Consider the following 13,534-nt stretch of genomic DNA (forward strand, 5'->3'; position numbering starts at 1 on the left):
AACTTGGATGATTGGAAAGCGAGATCAGAGGACAGGATCTTGATCTTTGATAAAGAGTAATTTTCCTTCATTAAGTCCCCATAATTCATCCGCGAATTTCACCGATTGGATTGATTGAGTGGTAAAAATCAAACATTTTTTCTGCTGCAGACAGTGTTCTCTCAGCCGTTTCATTGCATAATCAGCGCCGCATTCGCTAAATACTTTTTCAGGCTCATCGACTAAGATCAGCTTAGCGCTCTTTTTCATTAGCAGTTTGGCTAAAGCAGTTAATTGACGGTCCTTCAATGTTAGTTTGCTGACGGAGGTTTTTAGCTGATTTTCTGCTAATCCGACGGACAATAAACCTTTTTTCAACGCTTCTTTAGTAGACTTGCCGCCGGAAAGCAGCATTTCCATCTCCAAATTAGCCAAGGGAGAATCCTTCAGCAAGCTGCTCTTTTGAAACAGACAAGCTGTCTCACGGCCGCGATAAGTGTTTCGATCAATTTCAGCCAATTCGTGCCCTGCAAAGGTCAATGATCCCTTAGAGCAAACCACCAATCCTGCAAACAATGCTAGAATCGTGGTTTTACCGCTTCCGGGAGCTCCAGAAATCTGATAACTTCTGCCTGTTTGAAAGCTTCCTCTAACTCCATCTAACGTCTTTACTTCTGATTGCTTATAGCAATAGTCAACCTGATCCAATACCCATTCGGTCATCGTTTCGCCACCTCCTGTAATGGTTCACGAACGATTTTAGCAATTCGAAGATTGACCAGCAGCAGCGTAATCACCAGATACAGCCCTAAAAAAATGAAACCTAAGTAATCTGACCAGCTATTAAGTCCAAGTGCCGTCTGATCAACATGGGGAAAGAGCCAATCGACAAAGGGTTCCTGATCTGTTAGGCTTTTTTGAAGCTTGATCAGCCATTCGCCAGTGATCCACTTGCTGAGCTGCTGCGAAACAGCAACCGCGGCAAGGGTGATTCCTAAAATAAGCATTACGTTCTCAAGCGAGCTGCTAAGTGCCAGCGTTCTTTGATCCATTCCCATCAAATACAGCGTATAGAAATCCTGCCGTCGTTTGACTGTCAACTGATAAATTACCGCTATTAGAACGATTCCTAAAATCAATGCCACGATTAACCCATTAAAAAGCAGGTCGATCGTATCTTTAACGGACTGTAAAATTCCCTGAGACCAGCCTTGACTGATTAAGGAAAAATCTTTAAAAGATTTGGTCTTTTTAAAATCTTTTACAAAGTTTTTAATTTCTTTTTTACTGGTCAATTGAAACATCACATTTGAAATCGTCTGTAGGATCGTTCCTTCCATGACAGTGCCTGTTTTCCAGTTGATCAAGACTGTACTGGAGGTTGTCAGCCATTCAGCCGTTGAAAATTCGGCAATTCCGACAATCGTCACTTTCTGTTCCTGACCTTTTTTCCCTAATAGAATGGTGTCCTTCAGCTTCAATTTGTTCGCTTTTGCTAGAGATCTGCTGATTACACAAGTATTTTCTTTAAGCGGAGCGGAGCCTTGCAGTTTCTCTTTTTTGTTTGTTAGCAGTGTTTTCAACGAGTCGTTATCCAGCATCGTCACTGACAAGTAATTTCCATTTGTTTGATCCGGCGGAAAGCTATAAAAACCTGTCGTGGTCTGATCCTTTTCCTTCGGCTGCGCCAATGTTGAGGCAGCGATACCTTGTCCAAGTAATTGACTCTTTTTTACATAGGACAAATTTTTCAATCTTTCATAATCGGTTGGATTCATTTTGTTTGCTTGTCCTGTTTGATTTAACTCTTGCACGCCCTTTACTACAGTCGCCGCCTGCTCACGATAATCTAAAAAATGGACCGTTGCCATTCGATAGATTTGCAGCAGTGAAAAAACGATCAGCAGTATCAATAAAATAAAGCTGCCGGCTTTCAAGTGACTGAATCGATTGCGTTTAAGATTTAGCCAAGCATGTCGGATGATGATCATCGCTTTCGTCTCCTCCTATGAGCGTATAGTAGCAAATCCTCTGTTAACTGAATGTTAACCGGCACTAGGAAAACTCAAGTAAAATGTCGAGCCCAATTTTTCTTCACTTTCCAAGTAAACAAACCCGCGACACAAATCACAAACATGTGATACGACCGAAAGACCAATACCGTAGCCATCTTGTTTCAGACCATGCACCCGATAGCGATGAGAAAAAATCGCCGGCTGCTTCTCTTGCGGAATGCCGATCCCTCGGTCTTTTACTTGAATGATCACACTTCCGTTTTTGTTGGTGATCTTTACAGTCACTAATTTTCCGTCCCCATATTTGATGGCATTGTCCACTAAATTCGAAACCGCACGATAGATCCAGCAGTCGCGTCCTTTGATCAGCGTCGTCTCCTCTTCGCAAAATTCAAATAAAAGATCCGGATAATTCTTCTTATACGCGTCACAAACCTCAGCACAAACTAAGGAAACATCCACGAACTCGTTTCCTAGATCCTCTGTATTGTTCGATAGCGTCAGAATATCATCAATACTGTCCGTCAAACGATCCAACAACGCCAGATTTCCCTGATTCGCCTGCTGCCGTTCGATCTCAAGATTCGCTCGTAAAATAGCGATGGCATTTTTTTGCTCATGGGTCAGATAACTATTCAAACGGCGATAATCCTCTAAATGGCCATCAAATTTATCCTTCAATTTATTGAACGCTTCACTGAGCGCCTCGTCCTTTACCGAATTCTTAGGTAATTGATCAATAAAGTTCAGATCATGAGTAATTGCTAGTATTTGATTGGTATAAATTTTTCGCAAGACCAGCCAAAGTAAAAAGGTCAATAGCAGTACGGCGGAACAAATAACTAAAACCATCGCCGGCAAATATTTGAACAGCTCGTCTTGATATGCCTTTTCTAACATGGAAACATTCAGTATTTGATTTTTCCCGGGCTCCGCAGTTTCTACTTTCGTTTTCGACTGAACAGCTGAGTCCATTCCCATAAAATAAACGTCTTCGCCAAGAGTAGAAGCGATACTGACTCCTTGCACATTATTCCGCAAGAAGAAGAAACTCCCTAAGATGACACCAGTTACCAGCAGCGAAAACGTCAGCATCGTGACCGTCATTTTAAAATTTAATCGCATAATTGATACCCCTTCGCTCGAATCGTTCTTAGGACTTCATGCTCCGCAGATTCAGCCAGCTTCTTTTTTAGACGAGCCAAATGAACTCGCAAGACCGAGGAAAACGGGTCAAAATCTTCGTCATAAACATGTTCAGAAATTTCCTCTGATGACACGACCGCCGGATGACGTTGCGCGATGCAGAGTAAAATATCAAACTCCTTCGGCTTTAAAAGAATCTCCTTTTGCTGATAGCTGACCTTTCGGCAAACCGGATCAACGGTCAAGCCGCCAATCGAAATCTGCGGCAATGAACGTCCGTGATAACGTCGAACGACCGCTCGTAACCGCGCTTTCAATTCCAATAATTCAAACGGCTTCACCAAATAATCGTCCGCACCGAAGTCCAGTCCCTTTGCCCGCTCTTCAATCTCATCACGAGCGGTGATGATGATGACCGGACTTTCGACTTCTTCCTCTCGTAAATTTTGCAGTACTTCTAACCCATCCCTTTTAGGTAAATTCAAATCCAGCAAGATGCCATCATAAGAATTCACGAAGGCCTTTTCTTCTCCCCGTTCTCCATCGTAGGCCAGATCCACCGAAATATTCTCCTGTTCCAAGCCCTTTTTTACCGATAAAGCCAATTCACGATTGTCCTCAACCACCAGTACGCGCATCTATTTTCACTCCTTATTTGGATAAAATAATCCTTCTTATTCTTTTTAGAATAGTACAGCTCCTTCGCCAAAGTCTATTTCCTTTTTGTGAAGATTTTAAGATTTTTATCAAAAAAGCGAACAAATGGACCTATTTATTCACCAATCACAAACTATTTCAACAAACCAGAAAACGTTAAAAATAGTTTCTAATTTCAAAATAAACATTTTTGATAATATGTAAAAACAAAATAAATCTATTGTGATATAATATTGAAAGAAATAAATCGATTAAATGGTGTCCCTGATGGATCAAATTCGTTTGAAGGTTGAATAGTTTTTATTATCGCTTGCTCAAAGATAAATTTGGAGGGGTTAAAAATGAAGAAAAAGAATCTATCAATTATCATGATGGTTATGATCGTTGGACTTTGCTTACTGGGAGCGGTTGGTTTCGGTTCAAAAGCAGATGCAGCCGAATCACCAAGAACCACGATCAATCGGCTTTATAATCCAAATTCAGGGGAGCATTTATTTACTCCTAGTGATTTTGAACGTGCTACGTTGATTAATTTTGGCTGGAAAGATGAAGGTATCGGTTTTTACGGACAAGGTTACACGACTGAAAAGACGTCCTATGTTAGTCGTGTTTATAATCCAAATGCTGGAGATCATCATTACACTGCGAGTAATGATGAGGTTCAGCACTTAGTAAAAGTTGGCTGGCATGACGATAACATTGGATTCCATATGCCTTTCAGCGGGGGGCAGCCAGTCTATCGCTTATACAATCCAAATGCCACAGCGGGTGCTCATCACTTTACACTGCTAAAAAGTGAACGTGACCATTTAATCAAAGTTGGCTGGAAAGATGAAGGTATCGCCTTTAACGCGTATGACAAATTGCAATAATCGACAAAAAAAGACGGTGAACAGTTCAATGTTCATCGTCCTTTTTTTCATTTTTATGATAGAGTTGTTTCCAGCACTTCTACTGGTGTTGCGGTTTCTTTCAATACCGCATTCAGTTCTTCGATATTCTTACGTCCTTGAGTATTCATCCATTCGATGGCTGCTTCTTTGCCTGCTGTGATGTAGCTTTCTACACCGTCCGCCCATGTAGCCCGTCCACAAAGCACCCCATTGAAGGTTGATCCCGCGTCTTTTGCAAAATGAAGCGTTTCTTGGAATAGCTCCGCTTTAACACCGGCGCTTAAAAAGATGAACGGTAAGTCAGTCGCTCCAGCTTGTTCTTTGAAGAAGTTGGCGGCTTCCGCTTTGGTATGAACAACTTCGCCAGTCGCGTAGCCTTCGACATAGTTCATATTGACAGGTACTTCAACTTTCAATACATCCACTCCGTAACGCGGATCAGAGAACTCCTTCATCATATCGTTTACCTTATGCGGTTTTTTGATCGCGTATTCTCTCGATGTCGCATCAGAAATAGTTGCGTCGTAAGAGACCAATTCTAAGAAAAACGGTAGATTTTCCGCCTGACATTCTGAACCGATCCGCTCGATAAAGGCATGCTTTTGATCATTGATTTCATCAGATTCATCGACATCATAGTAAAGTAAGAACTTGCAGGCATCCGCGCCCGCTTCTTTTAAGCGTTTGACAGACCAGATTGATAACAGATCCGGTAAACGCCCCGGAGTTGATGCGTCGTAGCCGGTTTTTTCATAAGCTAATAATAAACCAGCATTTTCGGCTCTGACATCTGCTGCTGGCAAGCCGTATTCAGGATCTAATAAAATCGATGAGGCGTATTTCGTTAATTGCGCAGAAACGATTTCTTTGAACTCGACAATCTCTGACTCTTCAGCCTCGCTGCCTTTGAACTTGGTGATCATCTTCTTCAACGCACCGCGCTGATCAATCGCTAAAGCCCCGATTACTCCATTTTCATTGCACAACTGCTTGATAAACTGACGCTTTTCTTCACTTGTTTCCATACTGTTCGCTCCCCTTATTTAGACTTCTTCAACTTTAATTTGATCGAATAGTGTTTGATAATTGGCCAACTCGACGTAGCCAGTTGTTGCTTCTTGTGCGTTTAACATACCAAGGACATTGCCTTGTTTTAAAATGGCTTCGTCTGATAATCCTTTTTCGATTGCGGTCGTCAGACCTGCCACTGTCGCATCACCAGATCCAACGGGATTAACGACAGCGATCTTAGGAATCATTACGCGATAAATTTTATCGAAATGTTTCGCAAAAGCACCCTCGCCGCCCATCGAAACAACGATCCATTCAATCCCATCGAAGATCGAATCGGATAAAGCCGCTTTTAGCGCCACCGCATTTGTAGAAATCGGTTTTTCCAATAAACCGGCTAATTCTTCAGTGTTCGGTTTGATTAAGTGCGGCTTAGCATCCCCTTTAAGTACCTCTTTCAATCCTTCACCGGAACAATCCAAAACAACTGGTTTTCCCTCACACCGCTGCAACATCTGACTATAAAAATCCGCTGATAATCCTTCAGGCATGCTGCCTGAAAACGAGATAATAGATGCTCCCTTCGCTAATTGCTCGAAATGTTCTAAGAACGCCGCAGCTTCCTCTTTGGTGATAACTGGTCCGCTTTCCAGAATTTCGGTCTGCTGGCCCTCGTGTAAAATGGCGATACAATTTCGCGTTTCACCGCTGATCGGCAAGAAATCATGAGCGATCTTTGTTTGATCTAGATCCTTTTTGATTTCCTCTCCCAGAAATCCGCCGATCAAACCGCTGGCCACTACATCAGCATCTAATTGCTTCAAAATGCGGGTAACGTTCAAGCCTTTGCCACCTGCCGTTTTGCGAACATTGTGCACACGATTAACGGTATCCAGCTTGAACTCTGCTAAGGGATAAGAAATATCGATCGACGGGTTCATCGTAATTGTTAGAATCATTGGCCGCTCCTCTTAATCGTGGTATTCGCCGCGATCCCATTTTTCGATAAATTCATCGAAGAAATGCGGATCTGACTGATTAGCACTGGCTTTTTCAACATGATCAATCTTCGCGATCAACTTCTTATTTTCTTCTGTCTCTTGATATTCCGCCTTAATGAACGCGTCTAAAATGTCGCAGATCAGAAATTCCCCAGTGATCCGTGCGCCGAAGCCGATCACATTTGCGTTCAATTGTTCTTTCGCATAAATGGCAGTAGTCATATCTCGCACCAATGCACTGCGAATGCCAGGAACTTTGTTGACAGCATTATTAATACCGACACCGGTTCCGCATAAGCAAACACCTAAATCCGCCTCGCCATTCGTTACGGCCTCGCCGACTTTCTTTCCATAGATTGGATAGTGGGTTCGCGTAAAGTCATAGGTCCCCATGTCCAACACTTCATGTCCTTTTGATTTCAAAAAATCTGATACAGCCATTTTAGTATCTGTGACGATATGGTCACAGCCGATTGCGATTTTCATTTTATTCATCCTTCCTTACGCCATTTTATTTAACATATCGACACGAACTTGATGCCGTCCGCCGTCGTAATTCGCTTGCAGAAATTCTCGTACAATATTCAATGCCAACTCATCCCCGACAATTTCAGAACCTAGTGTGATCATGCGGGAATTGTTGTGCTCTCTCGTCATATAAGCACTGCGTTCATCTGAAACTTCTGCCGCTACCATTCCTTTGACCTTTACCGCCGTAATAAAGCTGCCGGCACCATAGCCATCAAAAGCAACTCCTAGACTGCCTTCGTTTTCATTCAAATCATTGGCGATCGCCAAGGTCGACTCAACAAAATCCTCCGAAGCAGTTTCACTTTTATCGACGACGGTAAAGCCTTTAGCGATTAAGTCTTTCTTGACCAATTCCTTTAGTCTCATGCCTTCTTTGTCTGAACCAATTACTACACGCATTTTTGTTTCCTCCTAGTTAGATAGTCGTATTCTCTGTGTTGCCCGAACATCCTATTGAATGATCTTGGTGTATTGCTGATAATAACTCTTCAGTTCGGCTGAAAGAGTAGAATCCGTAAATAGCGCGTCGATCTTGCGCAAATCATAGAAATTATAAAAATCACTATGATCGAATTTGTTTGCATCCGAAACCAAACATTTTTCGGCCGCGTTGTCTAAAACGATCTTCTGCAAAGTCCCCTCTTCAATACTGAAGTTTGAAACCTCAGTACCTTTTAATCCATTGACTCCGACAAAGGCCTTCTTGATTCCAATTTTCTGCACCGCTTCATTGGCGATCGAGCCGACAAATGCCCCCGTTTTCTCACGGTAAAGCCCGCCAATTAAATAGAGCTCAAATCTTTTTGTCTCACTTAATAGATTGAAGACCGGAAGACTGTTCGTCACGATCCGTAGTGAATCGTGTTCGATATATTGCGTCATCAGCTCGATGGTCGTTCCTGATCCAAGAAAGATCGTGTCATCTTCTTTGGTAATATAAGCAGCCGCATGTTTGGCGATGTATTCCTTTTCTTTGGTATGCAGCTTCTTCTTTTCATTATGGGAAAGTTCGTTTGCTACTTTTGTTCCTTCTATAGAAGAAATCAGTTGTTCTTCACTGGTCATTTTTTGTGCGCCGCCGTGGACTCTTAAAAGTTGTTTCTTTTGTGCAAGCTCTTCAAGATCTCGTCGAATGGTCATATCAGAAACAGCTAAAACTTCTTGAATAAACTTAACCGTGATCGTCCCATAGCGATCACACATGGCTAAGATTGATTGTTGACGCTCTGTTTTCAGCATGTATTGTCCCTCCACACACTTATAATAAAACATAATCGAACAATAATCAACATAATATGTTTATTTATTTTCGTTTTGTGTTGACAAAGCAAATGTAAGCGATTATACTCAACATGTAAACAAACACAAACGAACTTAGAAAGGAGCTGTTTTGTTTGAAAAAGCTTTTTTTCAAAGACACGACCTATGTTTCTAGTCGAAGTACACAAGAAGAAGTTTTTGAGGAAGTCTATTTGGATCTGCTAAACAAACAATTAGTTACTGAAGATTTTTTGGCCAGTCTTTTAGAGCGGGAACGAAATTATCCGACCGGTTTAGATCTCTCACCCGTTTCAGAGGTATTGCCCGACATCGCGATTCCTCACACCGAGAGTGAATATGTGCGAACGACGCGCATTATTCCGATCAAACTGAAAAATGAGATTACTTTCCATAATATGATCTCGCCGAGCGATCAAATTTCTGTCCGTTTCCTATTTATGATTTTGAATGAAAACGGTGAAGCGCAAGCCGGCATGCTGGCGGATATCATGGATTTTATTAATTCGGTGGACAAAGAAAAATTATGTGCATTTTTCAATCTACAAGACATTGAAGCAATCTATCAGTTTTTAGAGGAACACTTTACTATGGAAGTTTCTGCATAATGCAGGATAAAAAATAAACATATTTTAAGGAGAGAAAAATCATGATCAAAATTTTAGCAGCTTGTGGCGCGGGAGTTAATTCAAGCCATCAAATCAAAAGTGCCCTAGAAACAGAACTAAACAATCGCGGCTATCAAGTCACCTGTGACGCCGTTATGATCAAAGATATCAATGAGGAAATGTTGTCTCACTACGATATTTTCGCTCAGATCGCTAATACTGATTTAGGATTTAACGTAAATATCCCGATCGTTGATGCAGGAGCGATCCTTTACCGCATCCCGGCAATGGCTGAACCTGTTTACCAAAGTATGGAAAGCGCTATCCAATCAATCACTAAATAGGCACCAAGAAAGGACAAGCTAATGAGTACAATTATTGATATCGCCAATCAAATATTTACTCCCCTAATCAATTTAGGGGCGGCACCATTAATGACCATCGTACTGACCGTTATCGCCTTATTCTTCAAAGTAAAACCGACTCGTGCTCTAGAGGGCGGGATCAAACTCGGGATTGCTTTGACCGGTATCGGAGCTATTATTGGAATTTTAACGACTGCATTCTCAGACGCCATGACCGCTTTTGTTGAACGAACAGGAATTTCTTTAAATATTACTGATGTCGGCTGGGCTCCTTTAGCAACGATCACTTGGGGCTCCCCTTACACGCTTTATTTCTTATTAGTAATGGTGATCGTCAATATCATCATGTTGGCAATGAAAAAAACCAACACATTAGATGTTGATATTTTTGATATTTGGCATTTAGCTATCGTTGGGTTGTTCGCGATTTTCTCTGGTGCGAACCTATTTATCGCTACCGCTTTGGTTATCTTCATCGGTGTACTCAAGATTTGGAATTCTGATTTGATGAAGCCAACCTTCAATGATTTATTGAACGCACCTGATAGTAACCCAATGACAACAACGCATATGAACTATATGATGAATCCGATCATTATGGTTTTCGACAAAATTTTTGATAAAGTCTTCCCTTGGTTAGACAAATACGATTTTGATGCTGCTAAACTAAACAGCAAAATCGGTTTCTGGGGATCAAAATTCGCAATCGGGATTTATTTGGGTATTTTTGTTGGATTATTAGCAGGACAAACACCAACACAAATTTTTTCATTGGCCTTTACCGCGGCTGTATGTTTGGAATTATTCTCTTTGATTGGCGCGTGGTTTATTGCCGCTGTCGAACCCTTATCACAAGGGATCACTGACTTTGCCAACAAACGTTTGAAAGGTCGTACGATCAACATTGGTTTGGATTGGCCTTTCCTAGCAGGTCGCGCAGAAATCTGGGCTGCTGCGAACGTTTTAGCACCAATCATGTTACTTGAAGCAATTATTTTGCCAGGCAACAAATTATTGCCGCTGGGCGGAATCATCGCTATGGGTGTCACTCCAGCCTTGTTAGTTGTCACTCGCGGTAAATTGATCCGCATGATCGTGATCGGTGCCATTGAATTACCTTTATTCTTGTGGTCAGGTACTTTGATCGCGCCATTCGTTACTCAAACGGCCAAAGCAGTCGGTGCTTTCCCTTCAGGACTAAGCGAATCTGCTTTGATCTCTCATACAACAATGGAAGGTCCGATCGAGAAATTCTTAGGCTACTTAGTTGGTAACGCCTCTCAAGGACAAATCGAATTCGTGATCTACGCCGCATTAGCATTGGCCGCTTACCTATTGATCTTCATCTGGTACGCACGTCAAATGAAGAAACGCAACGCCGCATATGCTGCTGAAAAAGAAGAAAAAGCCGCTCCCGCAGCAGCTAAAGGAAACGTAGCTTATGCCGCTGAAGCGAAATAAAACAAACAAAACCCGGAGATTTAAAATCTCCGGGTTTATTTTATACAAGATACTTCGTCGCTTTTTCAATCGCTTCGTAATGCCTTCGTTCATGTTTATTGGTAATGACTGCCGTCACATCACGCAGATTGTAGTAGACAGAAAAATCCCTTTTTCCAATTTTGGAGTGATCAATCAATAAGTATCGTTCAACGGAATTATTTAACGCGATTTGCTGGGTCTGACCCTCTTCAAATGTGGCGGTCATGATTTTCTGTTCCTTCAAGGCCTTGCAGCTGAAAAAAACTTTATGGAAATTCATGTCCATCAGGGATTTGTTGGTGATTTCACCCACGAAGCACTGGGTAGCTGCTCTCAGTTCGCCGCCAATCAGATAGATTTTCCAGTTCTTTTTACACTGATTTAATCGATCGAAAATCGGCTGGCAATTCGTCACGATCCGCAAAAAGTCTGCTTGAATATACTGGACAGCCAATTCGATTGTCGTTCCTGGGCCTAGAAAAACAGTATCACCATCACTGATGAATTCCACTGCTCTTTTAGCAATCTTTTCTTTTTCATTGTAATGGACAATTTTCTTTTCACTGTGAGAAAGTTCTTCCTGACGGTAAAGATTTTGTAATCGCGCGCCGCCATGGACTCGTTCCACTAACCCTTTACCTTCTAACTCATCCAGGTCACGACGGACAGTCATATCAGAAATAGATAACTTTCCCATGATCTCGCTGCTGCGAACTTCTCCATTAATTTCAAGCAATAGCATGATTCTTTGCAGACGCTCTGTTTTTAACATCTTCACCCTCACTTTTCAAACAACTCTTAAAAGTTGTCAGGATCCTCTAGTTCAGTAATTCAGATTTTCATCGTTTAAAGTGACTTATCTAGCCTAAATCTCAGCTAATACAAAATCAACGGCTCCTTTTGGATCACGGGTTAATTTGATGTATTCCGCTCCTTTGGTCGCGACAACTTTTACCCCGACCTTATCTGCATCCTTTTGAATATCTGATAAATAAGAATTGACTTGCGGTGCTAAAACAATCAAATCAAAGTTTTTCATAATGTCATAGTGTGAACCATAAGCGCCTGCTTGTGCCTGAATATTTGCGCCTGTTTCTTTAGCACCTTCTTCTAGAGCATTCGCCAGCATCGCACTCGTTCCTGCTCCTGCGCACAAGACCAAAACGCGCTTACCTTCCTTTAGCTTTTCTATCATATCACCAGAAAATGCTTCAACAACTGGTGCGCCTGTATCCTGCGGCGTTTCAATCGTTTGTGCTTTAGTTCCCTCTATTTGGACATTCTTATTTTCTTCTTCAATCAACACCGCGTCATACGCTTTAATAAATGGCAAATAAATCACGGAATCCACTACGATTAGTACCAAAGCCAAAACAACTGCCAGCACACTGACCCCGGTTCCCAATACTAAGCCGATTGGCGCGGGCGTGGCCCACGGCAAAACATACATAAAACTATTCATACTTAAGACGTCGACAAAGAATTTGAAAATCCACACATTTATAATCGGTGCGATCAAAAACGGAAGAAAGAAATACGGATTCAAAATGATTGGTGCGGCAAACAGCAAGGGCTCATTCACTGCAAAGATTACCGGAACAAAGGATGCTTTCCCAACTGCCTTCAGCTGCTTTGAGCGAGCAAACAGCATGAAGAGAAATGGTACTACCAAAGTGGCCCCGGTACCTCCCATTGTTCCGACAAAGTTTCCCATCCCAACTGTCAAAACTTTTGAGGCCTGCTCCCCATTTTGGAAGAGCATCAGATTTGTTTCAACATTCGCATAAATAATCGCTGCAATCGCCGGCTCCACGATTGATGGACCATGAACGCCAACAAACCAAAATAACGCCATCGCACCCCATATGATCGCAATTCCCAAGTATCCATCTGCCGCAGTAAAAAGTGGTTGTAAAGCAGTGATTACCGTATTGGCAAAAGAACCCTGAAAAATATTACGGAAAAACAAATCAATTAAAACAGATCCAAATACCGCGAATGAGAAGGGGATCACATCTCTAAACATTTGCGAGATCGTTCCGGGAACCTCTTTCGGCATCCGAATCGTAATATCGCGCTTAACACAAAATTTATAAATATTTACCGTTAGAAATGCTGCGACAAATGATGCAAGCAATCCTTTGGTTCCCATAAAATCACTAGCGAAGCCGCCGTCTATTTGTTCTACGCTCAGCATGAAGAAGCCCGCGATCGACGCTAGCATGACAGACACATCATTGATGGTCTTGCCATCCTCTAGCTTGCGATTCATTGAGCCCGCCAAACAGCGTGCGGTCGTTGCAGCAACCAACAACCCTACAATTCCCATCGAATAGCCATAAATCTTCCACAGCCAAGTGGAGAAGGCTTCTGGTAAAGAAATGCCGAAAACCTCTGGAATCGCCGCAATCATAATGAAAATACTAGAAAATAAAATCGCCGGCATGGCTGTTAAAAAACCATCACGAATAGCTCCTAAATAGATGTTGCGAGAGATTTTCTCAAAAAAGGGTTTGCCCTTTTCAATTTGTTTAATAATTGCATTCATTCTACTCCAACTCCCTCTGT

Annotated in this window: 15 protein-coding genes; 4 read left to right on the plus strand and 11 right to left on the minus strand. The window is 42.0% G+C overall.

The genetic code is table 11. The features are described from left to right. Positions 1–24 precede the first annotated feature (24 nt). Genes PGP85_RS02600 through PGP85_RS02615 form a run of 4 tightly spaced genes read right to left on the minus strand, consistent with a single transcriptional unit; the run spans position 25 to position 3,778 of the window. Positions 25–702 carry an ATP-binding cassette domain-containing protein gene (locus tag PGP85_RS02600; protein WP_270325936.1) on the minus strand — a complete coding sequence of 226 codons (678 nt, stop codon included), beginning with the start codon at positions 700–702 and terminating at the stop codon, positions 25–27. After that, positions 699–1,970 carry an FtsX-like permease family protein gene (locus PGP85_RS02605; RefSeq protein ID WP_270325938.1) on the minus strand — a complete coding sequence of 424 codons (1,272 nt, stop codon included), beginning with the start codon at positions 1,968–1,970 and terminating at the stop codon, positions 699–701. Before PGP85_RS02605 ends, PGP85_RS02600 begins: the two co-directional genes overlap by 4 nt. Positions 1,971–2,024: 54 nt before the next feature. Then, complete coding sequence (locus tag PGP85_RS02610; protein ID WP_270325939.1) at positions 2,025–3,119, minus strand: sensor histidine kinase; 1,095 nt, start codon at positions 3,117–3,119, stop codon at positions 2,025–2,027. After that, positions 3,110–3,778: a response regulator transcription factor gene (locus PGP85_RS02615; protein WP_270325941.1), complete on the minus strand. Its 669-nt coding sequence runs from the start codon at positions 3,776–3,778 to the stop codon at positions 3,110–3,112. Before PGP85_RS02615 ends, PGP85_RS02610 begins: the two co-directional genes overlap by 10 nt. A 360-nt stretch (positions 3,779–4,138) precedes the next feature. On the opposite strand from PGP85_RS02615, the gene PGP85_RS02620 reads away from it, so the two are divergent. Further along, a complete protein-coding gene (locus PGP85_RS02620) occupies positions 4,139–4,669 on the plus strand; it encodes a hypothetical protein (protein ID WP_010742258.1) in 531 nt (176 codons plus the stop codon). A gap of 53 nt (positions 4,670–4,722) precedes the next feature. On the opposite strand, the gene lacD is transcribed toward PGP85_RS02620, so the two are convergent. Genes lacD through PGP85_RS02645 form a run of 5 tightly spaced genes read right to left on the minus strand, consistent with a single transcriptional unit; the run spans position 4,723 to position 8,472 of the window. Beyond that, a complete protein-coding gene (gene lacD / locus PGP85_RS02625; protein WP_270325944.1) occupies positions 4,723–5,715 on the minus strand; it encodes a tagatose-bisphosphate aldolase in 993 nt (330 codons plus the stop codon). 18 nt (positions 5,716–5,733) lie between these two features. Next, positions 5,734–6,660: a tagatose-6-phosphate kinase gene (lacC, locus tag PGP85_RS02630; protein ID WP_270325946.1), complete on the minus strand. Its 927-nt coding sequence runs from the start codon at positions 6,658–6,660 to the stop codon at positions 5,734–5,736. Positions 6,661–6,672: 12 nt separating this feature from the next. Next, complete coding sequence (gene lacB / locus PGP85_RS02635; RefSeq protein WP_010742261.1) at positions 6,673–7,188, minus strand: galactose-6-phosphate isomerase subunit LacB; 516 nt, start codon at positions 7,186–7,188, stop codon at positions 6,673–6,675. A 15-nt stretch (positions 7,189–7,203) separates the two neighbouring features. Continuing rightward, a complete protein-coding gene (gene lacA / locus PGP85_RS02640; protein ID WP_090407430.1) occupies positions 7,204–7,632 on the minus strand; it encodes a galactose-6-phosphate isomerase subunit LacA in 429 nt (142 codons plus the stop codon). Between the two features lie 51 nt (positions 7,633–7,683). Then, positions 7,684–8,472, minus strand: coding sequence for a DeoR/GlpR family DNA-binding transcription regulator (locus PGP85_RS02645; protein ID WP_090407434.1), 789 nt, complete (start codon positions 8,470–8,472; stop codon positions 7,684–7,686). Between the two features lie 155 nt (positions 8,473–8,627). Between PGP85_RS02645 and PGP85_RS02650 the strand changes: the two genes are divergently transcribed. From PGP85_RS02650 to PGP85_RS02660, 3 genes are read left to right on the plus strand one after another with little or no spacing between them, the layout of a single operon-like run. Continuing rightward, positions 8,628–9,119, plus strand: coding sequence for a PTS sugar transporter subunit IIA (locus PGP85_RS02650; RefSeq protein WP_010742264.1), 492 nt, complete (start codon positions 8,628–8,630; stop codon positions 9,117–9,119). A gap of 41 nt (positions 9,120–9,160) precedes the next feature. Then, the gene (locus PGP85_RS02655) at positions 9,161–9,463 is read left to right on the plus strand and encodes a PTS sugar transporter subunit IIB (protein ID WP_010742265.1); all 303 of its coding nucleotides are present in this window, start codon (positions 9,161–9,163) and stop codon (positions 9,461–9,463) included. 21 nt (positions 9,464–9,484) lie between these two features. Continuing rightward, a complete protein-coding gene (locus PGP85_RS02660) occupies positions 9,485–10,945 on the plus strand; it encodes a PTS galactitol transporter subunit IIC (protein ID WP_090407437.1) in 1,461 nt (486 codons plus the stop codon). A gap of 40 nt (positions 10,946–10,985) precedes the next feature. Here the strand turns inward: PGP85_RS02660 and PGP85_RS02665 are convergent, their stop codons facing one another. Further along, positions 10,986–11,738 (minus strand): DeoR/GlpR family DNA-binding transcription regulator, encoded by a 753-nt coding sequence (locus tag PGP85_RS02665; protein ID WP_270325956.1) that lies wholly within the window; start codon positions 11,736–11,738, stop codon positions 10,986–10,988. Between the two features lie 93 nt (positions 11,739–11,831). Further along, positions 11,832–13,514 (minus strand): PTS lactose transporter subunit IIBC, encoded by a 1,683-nt coding sequence (locus PGP85_RS02670; RefSeq protein WP_270325957.1) that lies wholly within the window; start codon positions 13,512–13,514, stop codon positions 11,832–11,834. Between the last annotated feature and the right edge of the window lie 20 nt (positions 13,515–13,534).

It is taken from the genome of Enterococcus malodoratus, from assembly GCF_027659535.1.
In the GTDB taxonomy this organism is placed as follows: Bacteria; Bacillota; Bacilli; order Lactobacillales; family Enterococcaceae; genus Enterococcus_A; species Enterococcus_A malodoratus.

Coding starts and splice junctions, on each gene's coding strand:
- PGP85_RS02600 (WP_270325936.1), bottom strand. CDS start 702: ATGACCGAATGGGTATTGGATCAGGTTGACTATTGCTATAAGCAATCA.
- PGP85_RS02605 (WP_270325938.1), bottom strand. CDS start 1,970: ATGATCATCATCCGACATGCTTGGCTAAATCTTAAACGCAATCGATTC.
- PGP85_RS02610 (WP_270325939.1), bottom strand. CDS start 3,119: ATGCGATTAAATTTTAAAATGACGGTCACGATGCTGACGTTTTCGCTG.
- PGP85_RS02615 (WP_270325941.1), bottom strand. CDS start 3,778: ATGCGCGTACTGGTGGTTGAGGACAATCGTGAATTGGCTTTATCGGTA.
- PGP85_RS02620 (WP_010742258.1), top strand. CDS start 4,139: ATGAAGAAAAAGAATCTATCAATTATCATGATGGTTATGATCGTTGGA.
- lacD (WP_270325944.1), bottom strand. CDS start 5,715: ATGGAAACAAGTGAAGAAAAGCGTCAGTTTATCAAGCAGTTGTGCAAT.
- lacC (WP_270325946.1), bottom strand. CDS start 6,660: ATGATTCTAACAATTACGATGAACCCGTCGATCGATATTTCTTATCCC.
- lacB (WP_010742261.1), bottom strand. CDS start 7,188: ATGAAAATCGCAATCGGCTGTGACCATATCGTCACAGATACTAAAATG.
- lacA (WP_090407430.1), bottom strand. CDS start 7,632: ATGCGTGTAGTAATTGGTTCAGACAAAGAAGGCATGAGACTAAAGGAA.
- PGP85_RS02645 (WP_090407434.1), bottom strand. CDS start 8,472: ATGCTGAAAACAGAGCGTCAACAATCAATCTTAGCCATGTGTGATCGC.
- PGP85_RS02655 (WP_010742265.1), top strand. CDS start 9,161: ATGATCAAAATTTTAGCAGCTTGTGGCGCGGGAGTTAATTCAAGCCAT.
- PGP85_RS02660 (WP_090407437.1), top strand. CDS start 9,485: ATGAGTACAATTATTGATATCGCCAATCAAATATTTACTCCCCTAATC.
- PGP85_RS02665 (WP_270325956.1), bottom strand. CDS start 11,738: ATGTTAAAAACAGAGCGTCTGCAAAGAATCATGCTATTGCTTGAAATT.
- PGP85_RS02670 (WP_270325957.1), bottom strand. CDS start 13,514: ATGAATGCAATTATTAAACAAATTGAAAAGGGCAAACCCTTTTTTGAG.